14 protein-coding genes and 1 pseudogene are annotated in these 15,511 nt (G+C 71.8%); 4 read left to right on the top strand and 11 right to left on the bottom strand.

What is annotated here, in order from left to right:
• The 5 genes and pseudogenes from ACGFZS_RS47775 to ACGFZS_RS47755 form a co-directional block, all read right to left on the bottom strand.
• Positions 1 to 214: pseudogene (locus tag ACGFZS_RS47775) on the bottom strand (hypothetical protein); the annotation flags it as partial.
• Between the two features lie 86 nt (positions 215 to 300).
• On the bottom strand, positions 301 to 1,146 hold the full coding sequence (locus ACGFZS_RS47770) for a helix-turn-helix domain-containing protein (RefSeq protein WP_393800498.1): 846 nt from the start codon (positions 1,144 to 1,146) through the stop codon (positions 301 to 303).
• Positions 1,143 to 1,883, bottom strand: a complete 741-nt coding sequence (locus ACGFZS_RS47765; protein WP_393800497.1) for a DUF6879 family protein — start codon at positions 1,881 to 1,883, stop codon at positions 1,143 to 1,145. Before ACGFZS_RS47765 ends, ACGFZS_RS47770 begins: the two co-directional genes overlap by 4 nt.
• 119 nt (positions 1,884 to 2,002) lie before the next feature.
• On the bottom strand, positions 2,003 to 2,533 hold the full coding sequence (locus tag ACGFZS_RS47760) for a hypothetical protein (protein ID WP_393800496.1): 531 nt from the start codon (positions 2,531 to 2,533) through the stop codon (positions 2,003 to 2,005).
• 86 nt (positions 2,534 to 2,619) lie between these two features.
• Entirely contained in the window at positions 2,620 to 3,231 is a 612-nt protein-coding gene (locus tag ACGFZS_RS47755) for a flavin reductase family protein (protein WP_393800495.1), read from the bottom strand.
• Positions 3,232 to 3,313: 82 nt separating this feature from the next.
• On the opposite strand from ACGFZS_RS47755, the gene ACGFZS_RS47750 reads away from it, so the two are divergent.
• Positions 3,314 to 4,237 (top strand): hypothetical protein, encoded by a 924-nt coding sequence (locus ACGFZS_RS47750; RefSeq protein ID WP_393800494.1) that lies wholly within the window; start codon positions 3,314 to 3,316, stop codon positions 4,235 to 4,237.
• Between the two features lie 45 nt (positions 4,238 to 4,282).
• On the opposite strand, the gene ACGFZS_RS47745 is transcribed toward ACGFZS_RS47750, so the two are convergent.
• The 5 genes from ACGFZS_RS47745 to ACGFZS_RS47725 form a co-directional block, all read right to left on the bottom strand.
• The gene (locus tag ACGFZS_RS47745) at positions 4,283 to 5,104 is read right to left on the bottom strand and encodes an enoyl-CoA hydratase/isomerase family protein (protein WP_393800493.1); all 822 of its coding nucleotides are present in this window, start codon (positions 5,102 to 5,104) and stop codon (positions 4,283 to 4,285) included.
• 7 nt (positions 5,105 to 5,111) lie between these two features.
• On the bottom strand, positions 5,112 to 7,340 hold the full coding sequence (locus ACGFZS_RS47740) for an acetate--CoA ligase family protein (protein ID WP_393800492.1): 2,229 nt from the start codon (positions 7,338 to 7,340) through the stop codon (positions 5,112 to 5,114).
• Positions 7,341 to 7,467: 127 nt separating this feature from the next.
• Entirely contained in the window at positions 7,468 to 8,985 is a 1,518-nt protein-coding gene (locus tag ACGFZS_RS47735) for a flavin monoamine oxidase family protein (RefSeq protein ID WP_393800491.1), read from the bottom strand.
• Positions 8,986 to 9,146: 161 nt separating this feature from the next.
• Entirely contained in the window at positions 9,147 to 10,304 is a 1,158-nt protein-coding gene (locus ACGFZS_RS47730; protein ID WP_393800490.1) for a flavin-containing monooxygenase, read from the bottom strand.
• Between the two features lie 298 nt (positions 10,305 to 10,602).
• Positions 10,603 to 12,216 (bottom strand): subtype B tannase, encoded by a 1,614-nt coding sequence (locus ACGFZS_RS47725; protein ID WP_393800489.1) that lies wholly within the window; start codon positions 12,214 to 12,216, stop codon positions 10,603 to 10,605.
• Positions 12,217 to 12,429: 213 nt separating this feature from the next.
• Between ACGFZS_RS47725 and ACGFZS_RS47720 the strand changes: the two genes are divergently transcribed.
• From ACGFZS_RS47720 to ACGFZS_RS47710, 3 genes are read left to right on the top strand one after another with little or no spacing between them, the layout of a single operon-like run.
• A complete protein-coding gene (locus ACGFZS_RS47720; RefSeq protein WP_393800488.1) occupies positions 12,430 to 12,822 on the top strand; it encodes a Zn-ribbon domain-containing OB-fold protein in 393 nt (130 codons plus the stop codon).
• Positions 12,823 to 12,865: 43 nt separating this feature from the next.
• Positions 12,866 to 13,474, top strand: coding sequence for a GNAT family N-acetyltransferase (locus tag ACGFZS_RS47715; RefSeq protein ID WP_393800487.1), 609 nt, complete (start codon positions 12,866 to 12,868; stop codon positions 13,472 to 13,474).
• Positions 13,475 to 13,514: 40 nt separating this feature from the next.
• Entirely contained in the window at positions 13,515 to 14,414 is a 900-nt protein-coding gene (locus tag ACGFZS_RS47710) for a GNAT family N-acetyltransferase (protein ID WP_393800486.1), read from the top strand.
• Positions 14,415 to 14,699: 285 nt separating this feature from the next.
• On the opposite strand, the gene ACGFZS_RS47705 is transcribed toward ACGFZS_RS47710, so the two are convergent.
• Complete coding sequence (locus tag ACGFZS_RS47705; RefSeq protein ID WP_393800485.1) at positions 14,700 to 15,371, bottom strand: pyridoxal 5'-phosphate synthase; 672 nt, start codon at positions 15,369 to 15,371, stop codon at positions 14,700 to 14,702.
• Positions 15,372 to 15,511 lie beyond the last annotated feature (140 nt).

The following is a 15,511-nucleotide window of genomic DNA, read 5'->3' as shown; positions in this document are numbered from 1 at the left end:
ACAACGTCCACAGCTCTTCCGGCGCCATCCGCTCGACAAGCGCAGCAGTCATCACCCCAGACTGCCGCAAGATCACGCCAACTGAAATGGCGTCTAAGGGGGCGAGGGCGCTGGTGTCCCATGCGCGGCGTAGGAGTTTCGGATCCGCGGAGGAGTCGGCGAGCCACTCATCCCCGGCTTCGTACCGCATGACGGAGCTGGTCGGTTGGGGCATACGCAGGACGGTATGCAGGGCGATTGCGCGGCCGCAGAGCGATTGCGTCGGATTGCGCGCACGGGAATTGCGGTTGCCGCAGGTTGCTACGACAGGTGCAGGGCGGCGCTCGCGCGGCCGATCAGCCGGTGTGCGGTCGGCCCGTGGACCGCGGACTCGGCGAGCCAGTCCCACGCCTTCTCGTACAGAGCGATGGACTCCTCGTCGTCCAGCCACATCTCCGTCGACAGGGTCTCGACGATGACGAGCCGCCGGTCGTAGATCCAGAACCCGTGGGACGGGGAACGCTTCAGCTCGGCGGCGAACGGGATGATCCCGAGTTCCACGGTGTTCATGCCGATCATCGAGCGGAGCCGGTCCAGTTGGGCTGCCATGACCTCGCGCGGTGCGTTCAGTGCGTACAGGGCGCCCTCCCACAGCAGGATGCGGAATGACTGCTCCGGCTCGTACAGGGCCTGCTGGCGGCGCATGCGTGCTCGCACGGCGTCCTCGATGTCTGCGCCCGGGACATCGCGAAAGCGGGCGTTTGCGGCGAACACGGCGCGCGCGTACTCCGGGGTCTGGAGCAGGCCCGGGATCCGGATGACTTCGACGGCGCGGAGCAGTGTGGTCCGCTCGGTCTCCACCAAGCCCTGCTCTTGGCGGGCGCGGTGCCCGTTGGCGTACTGCCGGCGTAGCGACCGGTACCGGGTTTCCAGCCCGGCCAGGCGCCCGGCGAGTTCGGCGGCTGCGTCGGGCCGGTCCACGGCTTCGGCCCACTGCTCCAGATCTTCGCGGCTGGGCGTTTGCTTGCCGTTCTCCAGCCGCGAGACCTTGGAGCGCTGCCAGCCGAGCCGCTCGGCGATGCCCTTGCCGTCGTACCCGGCCTCGGTGCGCAGCTCCCGCATGCGTGCGCCGAGGGAGACGCGCCCGGATTGGTAGTCCGTGCTCACGTCATGGAACGTACCTGCTCGGCGAAGTCGGCGGCAGGGAGAGCGTGATGCCAGGCAGCATCGCGGGCCTGGCAGGCGGCGAGCACCTCGGCTGGGTCCTCGGAGCGGATCACGCCGAGGGTGGTGTCGTCCTCGTCGAACACGAACCGCAGCAGGGTGCGGGAATCGATGAGCCAGAAGTCGAAGTCAGGCAGGCCGAGCCGTTCGGCCTCGGTACGCCACAGGTAGTGGATCTCGTCGCCGACGGCCACGTTGCTCGGCGCCCGGGTCAGCAGGAACCGCTGTCCCTCGGTGGGCGGGTCGTCGAAGAGTCGGACCCGGCCGAACGTCTTGCCGCGCGCGGTCTGCTCGGCGACATTGCGCCGCCACCCGTCGGGGGCGTCGTGGGCGACGTCCTCGCCGGCCTGCCAGCGTGCCCACGTCTCGCTGTGCCGGTCGGCGGCGTAGCCGCGGCGAGTCTCCAGCCGCCATGCGGTGTGCTTGAAGTCAGAGAAGACGTTGGCGACTTCGGGGAACGGGATCACGCCCGCGGAATCGTGACGCGGCGCGAACCGGGTGAGGAGGTCGCGGGGGACGCGTACGAACGTCTCGGACGGCTTGACGTCCCGCAGCTGGACGAGGTGGGCGGGGTCGGTCTCGCGGTCGCCCTGGACGAGGATCTCGTCGGTGCCCTCGATCTCGTACAAGGTGGGGCAGTCCCCGCCGTCACTGGTCGTGCCAAGGAACCTGAGTGTCATCCCGCCTCCGTCGCCTGGTGCTTGAACGTCCAGAATGCGGGCGATGGCGCCCGGGCGCCGGAGGATTGCGGCAGATTGCGGACCGGGGTTGGCGCCTGATGGTTGCGCGCAACCGGGCGTCAGGTGGGTACGCCGTTCACCGTGTCGCCCGGCTTACGCGGCGGGATTGGGGCCATGCCAGGCATCTTGGCCGCGGTCGCGTTCCAGCCGGCGCGGAACATGTCGTCGCGCAGGACCGCGACCTCGTCGGCCAGCGCGTCCATCTCCTCGGCGGAGATCGAGGAGACGCGATAGCCCAGGTTCTTCCGCACGGGATTCATCGCCTCGACGCCGACACCGGCCTCGTCCGGCGCGTAGATGGCGTGGACGATGGTGTTCCGGCGGTCGCGGCACTTGTCCGCGCGAGTCAGGCAGGCGGAGATCTCGGTGACGTCCTCGGGCGCCAGGTGCCCCACGGTCAGGGCCAGCTTGCAGAATTCGATGAGCTTGCTGGTGTTCTGGTTGTTGGCGTACCTGATCAGCGTCGGTTCGTGAGCGATTGAGCCGAGCAGGGCCTTGAGGGCGATTTCGAGTTCGGCGCCGGCGATGGTGACGCGGCCGACGGCTTCGAGGAAGAGGATCCGCTCCCGGGGAGCGGCGTCCATGGTCATGCCGGGCATCGTACGGCGACGTCTCGGGACAATGCCCCGGATTTCCGAGCCCGCGCAAGGCCCCCCAACCGCATAAGGTCTGCGTTTTAGCTCTCCAGCCTGCCGAACCGCCCCCGGTGGAACAGCAGCGGGGCCCGGTCCGGGTCGGCGTCCGTGCCCAGGGCGTCGACCCGGCCGACGACGATCAGGTGGTCGCCGCCCGTGTGCACGGCGTGGATCGCGCAGTCGATCCAGGCGGCGGCGCCGGTCAGCCGGGGCGCGCCCGAGACCGGGGCCGCGTCGTAGTCCACGCCCGCGAACTTGTCCGCGCCGCTCACCGCGAAGGCGCGGCAGAGCGCGCCCTGGTCCGCGCCGAGGACGTTGACGCAGAAGACGCCCGCGCGGGCGATGCGCGGCCAGGTGGCCGACGTGCGGCCGACCATGAAGCAGATCAGGGGCGGGTCGAGGGAGAGGGAGGAGAAGGACTGGCAGGCGAAACCGGCGGGGGAGGACTCGCCTTCGGCGGCCGGTGCGGTGACAACGGTCACCCCGGTCGCGAAGTTCCCGAGGACGCGCCGGAACTCCGTCTGGTCGACCGGGGCCCGCTCGTCGGCGCGTACGCACCGCAACTCCGGGCGCGGCAGCGCCTCCACGGGGCCCGGCCCGGGAGCCGACCTGAGATAACGGACGGCGGCGGCGGCCGCCCCTGCGTGTCCCATCACCTTTTCATTGAAGCTGACGCATCGTCAGATGGGAAGGGTGGTGAGCGGCGCGATGCGGGCACACACTTACGCTGCGCCTATGGGGTGGGGAAACATACGTGAACGACTGCGCGGCGGCGAGGTGTCCTGGTCGCGCGACGATCTGGGCGTGGCCGCGGCGATGGGCGCGGCCCAGCTGCCCGCGGCGGCGGTGCTGTGGTGGGCCGGGAGCAGCGGCGGCGACGACTACGGCGCCGGCTCCGGCGGTGCCCTGGGTGCCGCGTGCTTCCTGGTCTTCGGCTGGCTGCTGCTGCCGGTGCTGGGCGTGGTGCAGGCGTTCGTCCTGACCCGGCCCGCGGTGGTGCTCGCCCGGCTCGCGGCCCGGCGCCCGGGCGGCCCGTCCTGGGCGTGGCATCTGGCGGCCCCGTTGGCACCGGCCGTCCTCTGGGGCGGACTGGCCGCGCTGCTGTGGTCCTGGCCGCTCACCACGACGGTTCCGGTCCTGGCCGCACTGGGCCTGCTGCCCGCCCTCGGCGTCGCGTACGGCCGCAGGCGTTCCTGGCGGCCGGCGGCCGTCTGGCGGTGGGCGGTGCCCGGCTCGGTCGCCCTGTTCCTCCTGGCCTTCGGCGGCGGCGTGGTGGCCACCGAGGCGGGCCTGATCCGGCAGTACGAGCCACCGAAGCTGACCGTCGCCCGGCTGACCGGGGTCTGGCGTGGCGACGACGGGGCCGAGCTGCGGCTGCGCGCGGACGGCAGCGCCGAGGCCGTCGGGCTGCCCGCCCAGCCTCCCGTCGGCGACGTCGAGTTCCGTGACTACGTCGTGTGCGAGGGGTCCGGTACCTGGAAGCCCGACGCCGACAGCTCCGGCACCGGCCGCGACGGCGTGCTGCTCAGCCTCGACGCCGACTGCGGCGAGAACACCCACTGGTCCATCGGCGGCAGCGAGAAGTCCCCCCAGCTGTTCGTACTCTTCGGCGACCCGGACGCGGGCACGCTCCGCATCCTCGAACCGGCCGACGGCTGACCGGGCCCGCCGTACGGCGGGCCCGCGCGGCCGGCCCGTGCGGTCTCAACGGCCCCGGAAGTCCGGGCTTCTGCGTTCCACGAAGGCCCGCAGGCCCTCCTGGGCGTCCCGCGTCGTCATGTTGATCTCCTGGGCGGCGGCCTCGGCGGCGAAAGCGGTCGCCCGGTCGCTGTCCATCGACGTGTTGACCAGCTGCTTCGTCAGAGCGAGGGTGCGGGTGGGGCCGGTGGCGAGGCGCTCCGCCCACGCCCGGGCAGTCTTCGCCAGCTCCTCGTCCGGTACGACGCGGTTGACCAGGCCCAGCCGCTCCGCGTCCGGCGCCGAGAGGGCGTCGCCGAAGAACATCAGCTCCTTGGCGCGGTGCGGGCCGATCAGGCGCGGGAGGAGGTAGGCGCCGCCGCCGTCGGGGACCAGGGCGCGGCGGACGAACACCTCGATGAAGCGGGCCGATTCGGCGGCCAGGACCAGGTCGCAGGCGAGCGCGAGATGGGCGCCGAGGCCGGCGGCGGTGCCGTTGACCGCCGCGATCACCGGTTTCTCGCAGTCGAGGACGGCGGCGACCAGCCGCTGGGCGCCGAGGCGGATGGTGCGGGCCACGTCACCGGGGACGCGTTCGGCCGCGCCGGCGCCGCCGCGGAGGTCGGCGCCGGCGCAGAAGCCCCGGCCCGTTCCCGTGAGGACGACGGCTCCGATCTCCGGGTCGGCGGAGGCCGCGGAAAACAGTTGGATGAGACGTTCCCGCTGGTCAGGGGTGATGGCGTTGAGGGATTCGGGACGGTTGAGGGTGAGCTGGGCGACCCGGTTGTCAGTGGCGTGCAGTACCAATGACTCAACGGATATTTCCGGCTCTTCGGGGGATTTGGTCATGTTCATCTCAGCGACACACCGCCAACGCGTCCAGCGCCACCGCGCCCTGCCCCTGTTCCAGCACCATCAGCGGGTTGATGTCGAGCTCGGCGAGCTGGTCACCGAGTTCCAGGGCCATGCGCTGCACGCGGAGGATCACCTCGACGAGGGCTTCGAGATCGGCCGGCGGCCGCCCCCGGACCCCGTCCAGCAGGGCCCGCCCGCGCAGCTCGGCGAGCATGTCCCGGGCCTGCTCCTCGCCGAAGGGCGGGACGCGTACGGCGGCGTCGTGCAGAACCTCGACCAGCACTCCGCCGAGGCCCACGGTCACCGTCGGCCCGAACAGGTCGTCGTGCGTGACCCCGACGACCATCTCCACGCCCCGCTCGACCATCTGGCAGACCAGCACCCCGTCGAGGGTCACCCCCTCGTAGCGGGCGATGTCGGTCAGCTCCCGGTAAGCGTCGCGGACCTGGCTGGCGGAGGTCAGCCCGATCTTCACCAGGCCCAGCTCGGTCTTGTGGGCGATCTGCCCGCCGGACGCCTTCATCACCACCGGGTAGCCGACCAGCCCCGCCGCGCGCACCGCCGCCGCCGCGCTGGTCACCAGCTGCTCGCGCGGCACCCGTATGCCGTACGCGCGCAGCAGCTGCTTCGCCGCGTGCTCGCTCAGCTGCTGCCCCGGCCGCATCAGCGCGAGCGCCTTGCGGTAGGAGGGCGAGGGGGTGCGCGGGGCCTCGTCGAAGGGGGAGCGGTAGGCGCTCACGAAGCGGTGGTGGTCGAGGTAGGCGCGGACGGCGGTGAGGCAGTTGCCGACCGTGCGGAAGGTGGCCACCCGGGAGGAGCCGAGCAGGACCTCGCGGTAGGCGGCTTCGGTGCCGACCGGCGAGCCCCACACCACGCACACCAGCTTGTCGCTGGCCTCGGCCGCGTCGACCAGGTCCTGGACGAGCTTGTCGCTCAGCGGCGGGAAGGGACCGGTGATCGGGCAGATCAGCACCCCGACCTCCGGGTCCGCGAGAATCGAGTCGATGATCTTCCGGCCGCGCCAGTCGCCCACCGGGTGCCCGCCGTTGTCCACCGGGTTGGCCACGCTCAGGTACTCCGGTATCCACTGGTGCAGTTCGGCCTGGCGCGCCTCGGACAGCACCGGCAGCCGCAGCCCCAGGCCGGACGCCAGGTCGGCGGCGTGCGCCCCCGTGCCGCCCGAGATCGAATAGACCACGACCCCGTCGGCGCGCGGTGCCCGGGCCCGGGCCAGCAGGGCGGCGGTGTCCTGGAGTTCGTCGAGGCCGTCGACGCGGATCACCCCGTACTGCCGTAGCGCCGCGTCGACCACGTCGTCCGCGCCGGTCAGCTTGCCGGTGTGGGAGGCGGCGGTGCGGGCGCCGGCCTCGGTGCGGCCGACCTTCACGGCGACCACCGGCACCTGGCGGCGGGCCGCGCGGTCGGCGGCGAGCAGGAAGGCGCGGCCGTCCTTCAGGCCCTCGACGTAGCAGGCGATGGCGCCGACCTCGGGGCGTTCGGCGAAGTAGGAGATGAAGTCGGCGGTCTCCAGGTCGGCCTCGTTGCCGGTGGGGGCCCAGTGCGAGAGGCGGATGCCGAGTTCCTGCGCGGCGAAGACCGGCCGGCCCTGGTGTCCGGACTGGGTGATCAGGGCGATCGCCGGGCCGTCCAGGTCGTCCCGGAACCGCTCGAAGGCGTTGAGGTTGGTGTTCGGGCCGAGCAGGCGGAGACCGGAGCGGCGGACGGCGGCCGCGAGCCGGGTCTGGGCGGCCGCGCCCTCCTCGCCGGTCTCCGCGAACCCGGAGGCGAAGGCGACGGCGAACTTCACCTTGGCCTCGGCCAGTTCCTCGATCACCGGAAGGGGGTCGGCGACCAGGAGTACCGCGAGATCGACCTGCTCCGGCAGGTCGGCGACGGAAGGAGCACAGGGGATGCCGAAGACCGACGGCCGGGTCGGATGCACCGGGTGCACCCGGGCCCCGACCCGCCCGGCCCAGTCGAGAATCTGCCGGGTGATGCCGGTGTTGGGCCGTCCGTCGGCGTCCGAGGCGCCGACCACGGCGACGGACTCCGGCCGGAAGAACCTGTCCAGATCCGGTACGTCCGCGTACAGCGGCCGTCCGCTGACGTCCAGCTCGTCCGAATCGGCCGCCCGTCCGTGGACGGCGGGCCCGGGACGCTGCTCACCGCAGGCGATGGCCCTGGCCCGGCGGGAGTCGGTGGTGAGGGTGCCGTGGGTTGATCCAAGCATCGTTCCGCCCGCTCCTGTGTGACAGCACAATTAACTGACGCAGTGTCAGATTACTGAACTGACACTGCGTCAGGAACGGGTGTGCACGCAAAGTTGAGGCCGAAAACAGCCGGAGGTGCCCGCGCTGTCACCCCAGCGCCGTCAGTACCTCCTTCGCCACCCGTTCGCCCGAGCGCACCGCTCCGTCCATGAAGCCCGTCCAGAACGTCGAGGTCTCCGTGCCGGCCCAGTGGATGCCGCCCGCCGGTTCGCGCAGCGCGGCACCGTACTCGGTCAGCACACCGGGCGGCGCGTAGGCCACCGGGCCGCCCCGGGAGAAGCCTTCATTGTCCCAGCGTTGCAGCACGAAGGAGGTGGGGGATTTGGCCTTGTCCCCGAAGTAGTTGACGTAGTCGGCCAGGACGGCGGCCTTGACGTCGTCGGTGCTCGCCGCGTCGTAGGCCCGCATCTCGTCGGCCTCGATGAAGCCCATCAGGGCGCCGTAGGAGGCGTCCGGCGGGGAGTTGTCGAAGGTGGAGCGGACCACGCCGGAGTCGCTGACGGCCTGCCCGTTGAGGCCGTCGGCCCGCCAGAAGGGGGTGTCGTAGACGGCGATGGCCTTGCCGATCGAGCCCATCGGCATCCGCTGGGTGAGCTGGTCGCGGGCGGCCGGCAGCAGCGGGTCGTAGGTGATGCGGGCGGCCAGCGGGGGCGGTACGGCGACGACGACCCGGGTCGCGGTGACCGTGATGCCGTCCGCGGTGACGACGTAGGAACCGCCGGACCTGGTGATGGAGTGGACGGGGGCGCTCAGCACCACCCGGTCGCCGAGGGTCGCCGCGAGCTTGATCGGGACCTGCTGGGAGCCGCCGACGAAGCGGGACTCCTGGGCGCCGTTCGCCGTGTCGGTGAGGCGTTCCAGGGTGCCGGCGGTGGAGGCGTTGCCGGCGGCGGCGATGTAGTAGAGGACGTAGAGAAGGGAGAGTTCGCGGGGCTGGGCCGAGAAGATCGACGTACAGGCCAGGTCCAGCAGGAACTTGGCGGAGGGCACGATCGCGTGGGCGTTCAGCCAGCTCTCGAAGGTCTGCTTGTCCCACTCGGCGGCCTTGGCGGCGGTCCAGGGCGCGTCCACCGGCACCTTCGTGGCCATGCTGTCCAGCTCGGACTGCACGATCGCCGCGTTGGCGAGCCCGGCCGCGTCCACCGGCGGGACCGAGCCGAGCAGGCCGCTGGTGTCGTACGGGGTGCGGGTGCCGTCCTTGTAGAGGAGGTTGTCGCCCGTGTTGTAGGTGGTGAAGGTCGCCACGCCCAGGGAGTCGGCCAGCGCCTTGATGCGGTCCTGGGTGGGGCCGATGAACTCGCCGCCGCCCTCGGTGAATCCGCCGTTGGCCAGCTTCAGGTTCACCACCCGGCCGCCGACCCGGTCCCGGGCCTCCAGGACGGCGACCGACTTTCCGCCCGCCACCAGGTCGCGGGCCGCGGTGAGCCCGGCGAGGCCGCCGCCGACGATCGCGACGTCGACGGTCCGGGAGCTCGCCGCGGACGCGGTGCCCGCGGTGACCGCGGTGAGACCCACGGCCCCGGCGGCGGCACCGCCGAGCAGGGAGCGGCGGGACAGGGGCTGGGCGGGGGCGGGCCGGGGGGAGAGCTGTCTTTCACGTGCCACGTGCGTCCTCCGTCATGAGCGAGAGGGGTGGAGCCGGAAAGTTGAGCAGGGCTCACATTCTGGTCTCGCACGGGGGCACAGTGCTACCGCAGGTAACAAAGAACTCTCGTCGCATCGGTCACATGCGTAACAGAGGTCGTACGTAAGGAGGTTGAGGTTTTCTACGCCACGCGCTGCCGCTTGGCGACCGCCTTGGCGATCTTCTCCGCGTCGATCGCCATCTCGCGGAACATGCCGCTGATGGGGTTGGTGTACCCGGTGAAGTAGAGGCCGGGTGCGTTCTTCGGGGCGCGGGGGCCGTGGGCGGTGGGACGGCCGCGCTCGTCGAGGACGTCGAGATGGCCGACCAGGCCCTCAAGGCCGCGGACGTACCCGGTCGCGGCGATCACCGCGTCGGGGGAGAGGAGGGTGCCGTCGGCGAGGACGACCTTGCCGTCCTCGAAGCCCTCGACGGCGGCCGTGATCTCGACCCTGCCCTGGCGCACCGCGTCGATCAGGCCGACGTCCAGGATCGGGATGGCACCCTGCTTGACCCGGCTGTAGAGCCCGCTGCCGGGGCGGGGCAGGCCCTGGGCGGCCAGGTCGGGCACGCTGACCTTGGCCATGGTGCGGGCGAGCCGGTCGACCAGGCCGGTCGGCAGCCGTCGTACCAGGATGGAGTTGTACTGGGCGGCCCAGCCGGCGGTGGAGCGGCGCACGATGTGCGGGACCGTGCGGACGGCCAGCCGGACCCGGGCCGCGCCGCCCTCCACCAGGTCGACGGCGATCTCGGCACCGGTGTTGCCGGGGCCGACGACCAGGACGTCCCGGCCCGCGAAGGGCCCGGCGTCCCGGTACTGGCCGGCGTGCAGGAACTCGCCGCCGAAACCGTCCCGGCCGGGCCAGTCGGGGATGCGGGGCGTGTGGTTGAAGCCGGTGGCGACCACCACCGCCGAGCCGGTCAGCTCCCGGCCGCCGGTGGCGTGCAGCAGCCAGCCCTCGCCGTCGGCCGAGCGCTCCACGCGGGAGACCTCGACCCCGGTGACGATCTCCAGTTCATGGTGCTCGGCGTACTTCTCCAGGTACCGCACCACGTTGTCGCGGGAGACCCAGCGGCCGAAGCGGCGCGGCATGGGCAGGCCGGGGAGCGCGGAGAGCCGGCGGGTGGTGTGCAGGTGGAGCCGGTCGTAGTGCCGGCGCCAGGACGCGCCGACCTCGTCCGACTTCTCCAGGACTACGGCGCGGACGCCCCGGGCCCGCAGCGCATACGCGGCGGCGAGCCCTCCGGGGCCTGCGCCGATGACGTAGACGGGGGAAACGGTGGGGGGAAACACGGCCATGAGCGCGAGCGTAATCACGCTTCACGTTGATGGGTCTCGGTCAAGACCGGAATTGGTTGCGGATTGATCACACCGGTAGGAGAAGTGGGTGGGACTTGTGGCGTAGCCCACCTCATCCGGTCCGCATCCGGCCGAAAAAGAAAGGCCCGTGACGTCGGGCCCCGGTGCGCTGGGGCCCGACGTCACGGGTGGGCGGTGTCCTTAGACAGACGGGAAAGAACACCGCGTTCGGGGAGGCTATCGCGGCCGTGAGAGCTCTATCTCGATTGTGAGAGCTTCTTACTTCCGCGGCGGCCTGTTAATTCCGCTTGCCCTTCTTGTCCGCGCCCTTGTCCTTGCCGAAGGAGGTGACATCGGCGATCCAGGTGATGAAGTCGCCCGGGTCGGTGTTGGCACCGTGGCCCTGGTCCCAGTAGTAGAGGTGGTTCACGTCGTCGCCGAGGTTGTCCAGGCGGGCGGCCAGGTTCGCGGAGATGACGTGCGAGGTGTCGGAGTCGCTGGTGCCGAGGCGGATCCACCAGTGCTTGGAGCGGCGGTCGTTGACCTTCTCCACCAGGTGGTACATCGGGTTCATCAGGTTCAGCTTCTCGGGGATGTCGGCGGCGACCCGCCTGCTGCTGAGGCCGGTGGTGTCATTCTTCGCGCCGAACGCCGTGAAGTGACGGTTCTCCGTCGTACCGGCTCCGAATTCATTGTTCTCGCCCGCCGACAGGTCGAAGGCGTCGAAGGCCGGGGTGTCCTTCTTGCGGGCGCCGACGTGGGTGAGGAAGTCGTCCCAGCCGAAGGTGGCCTTGCCGGCGGACCAGGTGATGAAGGTGTTGGCGGCGAGATACGTCGCGCGGTCCGCGTCCGAGAGGGCGGCGAGGTACGTGGTGGCCGACGGCTGGAGGTACTGCTCGACCAGGTAGTCGTCGTAGTTGCGGGCGTTCAGCGGGCCGAAGCCGTCCAGGCCGCGCAGCTTCAGACCCGCCTGGTACTCGGCGAACTGCGCCTTGAGCTGCTTGGAGACGGTCTGGTCGACCTGCTTGCCGGTGGAGAGGTCGTTGGTGCCCCAGTTCCACTCGTAGGCGCCGTCGGCGTGCTCCAGGTCGGTGATCGGGCACCAGGCGCCGACCGCGAAGATCGCGTCGGAGGCGTCGGCCGCGCCCAGCTCCTTCAGGTACTTCTCGTAGATCGGGCTGTCGCCGGACGCGCCGAGCAGCGAGGACAGGGCGCCACCGGCACTCGTACCGGCGGAGACGATCTTGTCGACGTCACCGGGGATCAGGCCCTTGTTGGCCTTGATGTAGCGGACGGCCGCCTTGAGGTCGACGATCGCGGCGGGCGCGGTGCCGTAGTACTCGCCGTCGGAGTTCTTGAGGGTACGACCGCGGGCGCCGGGCTCGATCACGACGTACCCGGCGGCGAGCGCGAGGAGCTGGTTGCTCGCCGTGGCGCCGCCGGTGGCGTTGGTGTTGGCGTTCGCGTTGGGGGCCGCGCTCGTGGAGGAGCTGGGGGCCGCCCCGCTGGGGGCCGCGCCGCCGCCCATCGCCGAACCGCCGCCGCCGACCTCGGTGGCGTCCGCAACGGAGGAGGGCATGTAGCCGCCGATGGAGTTGGCGAGCAGGATCGGGGCGTCGGTCGGGTCGACGGCCGTACCGTCGATCTCGACGGGGGCGCTGACGATCAGGGACTGGTAGGTCTCGTCCACCGGGTTGGCGACGTAGGTGATCGCCTTCCAGAAGTGGTATGTCACATTGTGCTCGGTGCCCGCCGTGTCCGTGACGGTCGTGGTCAGCTTGGAATACCCGTCCGGGTCGAACGCCAGGGAGCCCGCCGCACCCGCCGAGCCCGACGACGAGTCGCTCGACGCCTGCGCGCTGAGCGCGATGCCGCCGACCGCCGCGACACCGGCCGTGGCGCCGATACCCATGACGACCGTCCTGCGCTTCACTGACCTGTGCTTCACCGTGCTGCCCCTCGTCTTCGGACTCCTTGGCCTTGCGTCTGCGAACGTAGGTGACCGCCGACAAAATCGTCAACAATTCGCCGGGATTCATGGGCGGCGCACAGCCCCACGGGAAGTGCACAGGCTTTTCCGATCCGGCTCTCGGCTTTCCAAGGCGCCTGACGTACCGTCAGATCCATGGATGCCCCCCGCTTCGACCTCCCCGAACCGGACGCCTTCACCCGCCCCTACTGGGAGGCCGCGGCCGAGGGGCGGCTGCTGTTGCGCCGCTGCCGTGCCTGCGGCCGGGCCCACCACTACCCCCGGGAGTTCTGCCCGCACTGCTGGAGCGAGGACGTCGACTGGGAGCCCGCGACCGGCCGGGCGACCCTCTACACCTGGTCCGTCGTGCACCGCAACGACCTCCCGCCGTTCGGCGACCGGGTCCCCTACGTGGCCGCCGTGGTCGACCTGGCGGAGGGCCCGCGCATGATGACCGAGCTGGTGGACGCCCCCGAGCCGGACGCCGGGCTCCGGCTGACGGTCGCCTTCCGGGAGGGCGTGCCGGTGTTCCGCCCCGAGGTGCGCTGAAACACGCTGGGCCGTCACCCGGCACAGGAGTTTCAATGGCCTCATGGCCCAGACCCACGAACAGCCCGCCGGCCACCGCCCCGACGCCGTCCCCCACGGACACGGCCTGCGGCTGGACCGCTGGGACCCGGACCAGGAGTCCCATGTCGAGGCCTGGTGGCGCGGCCGGGCCGACCCGGACTTCCTCCGCTGGAACACCCCGCTCACCCCGGACATCGACCTCGCCGGCGCCCGGGCCGCCATGGTCAGGCAGCTGGCACAGGCGGCCGACGGCACCTGCGCGCCGTTCCGGATCGCGGACGCGCAGAGCGGTACGACCCTCGGCCATGTCGGCATCAACGTGATCGACCGGGTGTTCCGGTCGGCCCGGGTCGGCTACTGGGTGCTGCCCGAGGCGCGCGGCCGCCGGGTCGCCACCCGCGCCCTCGCCCTGGCCACCGACTGGACCTTCGCCGAACTCGGCCTGTACCGCCTGGAGCTGGGCCACGCCCTCGGCCACGAGGTGTCCTGCCGCGTCGCGCAGACGTGCGGCTTCCCCTACGAGGGCACACTGCGCGGCGCGATGTTCGAGGCGGGCCGCCAGAACGCGTTCCGCGACGTCCACCTGCACGCCCGCCTCGCGACGGATCCGGGGGCCGCCGACGGCGCCTAATTCGGATGCCGGGCGGGGCGGCCGGAGGGGACCATCGACCATGGAACCCGGAACCCAAGCAGCCGACCGGCACGCGGCCGGCTGGCACTTCACCACCGACGTCGACGAATTCCTCGCCCGCACACGGGACTTCCTCCACTCGCGCCCTGATCTGCACACCGTCCAGCTGACGGTGACGGAGCGGCTCCGGCGGAGCGGCCCGCGGGCCTACGGCGACCGGCCGGCGCTCCTCGGGTGCCTCGTCCGGGAGGACGGCGGTGTCGGCGCCACGCTGCTGCACACCCCGCCGTACGCCGTGGGCGCCACCCGGCTCACCGCCGACGAGGCCGAGACCCTGGCCGCCGTTCTCGTGGATCTGGGCCGTCCCGTCACCGGCTTCGCCTCCGAGCGGGCCACGGCGGAGGCGTTCGCGGCGGCGTGGCAGCGGCGGACCGGGGTGTCCGCGCGGCTCCACGACCGGCACCGGCTCTACCGGCTGGCCGAGTTGACGAACCCGTCGCCGATGCCCGAGGGCCGGGCCCGGGTCGCGGGCGAGGCCGACCGGGAGTTGCTGGTCCGCTGGCACGACGGGTTCGTCGAGGACGCGGGCACGCACGGCGGCCGGGGCGGCGCGGACTGGGCCGACTTCCGGCTCTCGTACGGCGGTGTCACCCTCTGGGAGACGCCCGACGGCACCCCCGTCTCCATGGCCGGCGTCACCCCGACGGTCGCCGGACAGGCCCGGATCGCACCCGTCTACACCCCGCGGGAGTTGCGCGGCCGCGGCTACGCGGGGGCGGTGACGGCGCAGGTCAGCCGCGCGGCGCTGGCCTCGGGGGTCGGCGAGCTCCTGCTCTTCACGGACCTCGCCAACCCGACGAGCAACGCCCTGTACCAGCGCATCGGCTACCGGCGGGTGGCCGACTGGGCGGAGTACGCGTTCGGAGAACGGGCGGGGTGAGCGCCGCCGCTCACAGCCATGGCGACCGCGCCTGCTCGCGGCCATGGCGACCGCGCCTGCTCGCGGCCATGGCGACCGCGTCTGCTCGCGGCCATGGCGGTCGCGTCTGCTCGCGGCCATGGCGGTCGCGTCTGCTCGTGGTCGTGGAAGCTGCGTCTGTTCCCGGTCGCGGTGGCTGCGTCTGCTCAGAGCCGCTGCAGCCGCGCCTGCTCAGAGCCGCTGCGGCCGCGTCCGCTCACGGCCAGGGCAACCGCGTCCGCTCACGGCCATGGCGACTGTGTCCGCTCACGGCCACAGCAGCTGCCGCTGCCAGGTCCCGTCCTCCTGCGCGTCGTATCGCAGGCGTACGTGTCGTCGTTCCGGGTCGCCCTGGAAGAACTCGGCCTCTTCCGGGCGGAGCCGGTAGAGCGTCCAGGTCGGGGAGAGGGCGGCGGGGTCGGTGCGGGCGCGTTCCCAGGCTGCGTCGGAGGCCTCGCGCAGTTCCTGCAGCGAGGACAGGGGGCCGCTCTGCAGACCGGTGAGCGCGGCGGCCAGGGCGCCGGTCGAGCGGGCGTGGAGGTCTGCCTGGCTCTCCTCGGAGGGGGCGGCGGTGACCGGGCCGCGGAGCCGGATCTGGCGGCCCAGCACCGGCCAGTAGAAGACGAGGGCCGCGTACGGGCGGGCGTTCAGCTGGTGTCCCTTGCGGCTGGTCACGTGGGACCCGAAGGACCAGCCGTCCGGGTCCGCGCCGTGCAGCATCACGATCCGTACGTCCGCCCGGCCCTCCTTGTCCGTCGTCGCCAGCGACATGGTGTGCGGCTCGGGCTGCCCGGCCGCCACCGCCTCCGCGAACCAGGTGGTGAAGAGCGGGAGCGGGGCGTCGGGTGCCGACGCCGGGTCGAACGGCCGTAGCTCCGTGGTCCCGGGGGACCAGACGCGGAGCGACTTCAGGAGCGTGTGGAGATCCGTGGCTGCCATGTGCCGAGTATCACTCGGGCACCTCCGGCAACCGTGTCATCAGGGGTCGCACGGCGGCCGGGCCTTCCCCGCCGGACCCGGTCGCAAACCCGACCGGGCAAACCGCTGCGCACACCTGTGCCCCGGCACCACACTGTCCG

The organism is Streptomyces sp. NPDC048288 (assembly GCF_043201555.1).
Lineage (GTDB): Bacteria > Actinomycetota > Actinomycetes > Streptomycetales > Streptomycetaceae > Streptomyces.
Note: the sequence above shows the minus strand (reverse complement) of the source record. Positions and strands in the feature narration are given on the sequence as shown.

What these genes read in the sequence shown, in the direction of transcription:
- ACGFZS_RS47765 (WP_393800497.1), bottom strand. Translation starts at nt 1,883, where the DNA reads ATGACACTCAGGTTCCTTGGCACGACCAGTGACGGCGGGGACTGCCCC.
- ACGFZS_RS47760 (WP_393800496.1), bottom strand. Translation starts at nt 2,533, where the DNA reads ATGACCATGGACGCCGCTCCCCGGGAGCGGATCCTCTTCCTCGAAGCC.
- ACGFZS_RS47755 (WP_393800495.1), bottom strand. Translation starts at nt 3,231, where the DNA reads ATGGGACACGCAGGGGCGGCCGCCGCCGCCGTCCGTTATCTCAGGTCG.
- ACGFZS_RS47750 (WP_393800494.1), top strand. Translation starts at nt 3,314, where the DNA reads ATGGGGTGGGGAAACATACGTGAACGACTGCGCGGCGGCGAGGTGTCC.
- ACGFZS_RS47745 (WP_393800493.1), bottom strand. Translation starts at nt 5,104, where the DNA reads ATGACCAAATCCCCCGAAGAGCCGGAAATATCCGTTGAGTCATTGGTA.
- ACGFZS_RS47740 (WP_393800492.1), bottom strand. Translation starts at nt 7,340, where the DNA reads ATGCTTGGATCAACCCACGGCACCCTCACCACCGACTCCCGCCGGGCC.
- ACGFZS_RS47730 (WP_393800490.1), bottom strand. Translation starts at nt 10,304, where the DNA reads ATGGCCGTGTTTCCCCCCACCGTTTCCCCCGTCTACGTCATCGGCGCA.
- ACGFZS_RS47725 (WP_393800489.1), bottom strand. Translation starts at nt 12,216, where the DNA reads ATGGGTATCGGCGCCACGGCCGGTGTCGCGGCGGTCGGCGGCATCGCG.
- ACGFZS_RS47720 (WP_393800488.1), top strand. Translation starts at nt 12,430, where the DNA reads ATGGATGCCCCCCGCTTCGACCTCCCCGAACCGGACGCCTTCACCCGC.
- ACGFZS_RS47715 (WP_393800487.1), top strand. Translation starts at nt 12,866, where the DNA reads ATGGCCCAGACCCACGAACAGCCCGCCGGCCACCGCCCCGACGCCGTC.
- ACGFZS_RS47710 (WP_393800486.1), top strand. Translation starts at nt 13,515, where the DNA reads ATGGAACCCGGAACCCAAGCAGCCGACCGGCACGCGGCCGGCTGGCAC.
- ACGFZS_RS47705 (WP_393800485.1), bottom strand. Translation starts at nt 15,371, where the DNA reads ATGGCAGCCACGGATCTCCACACGCTCCTGAAGTCGCTCCGCGTCTGG.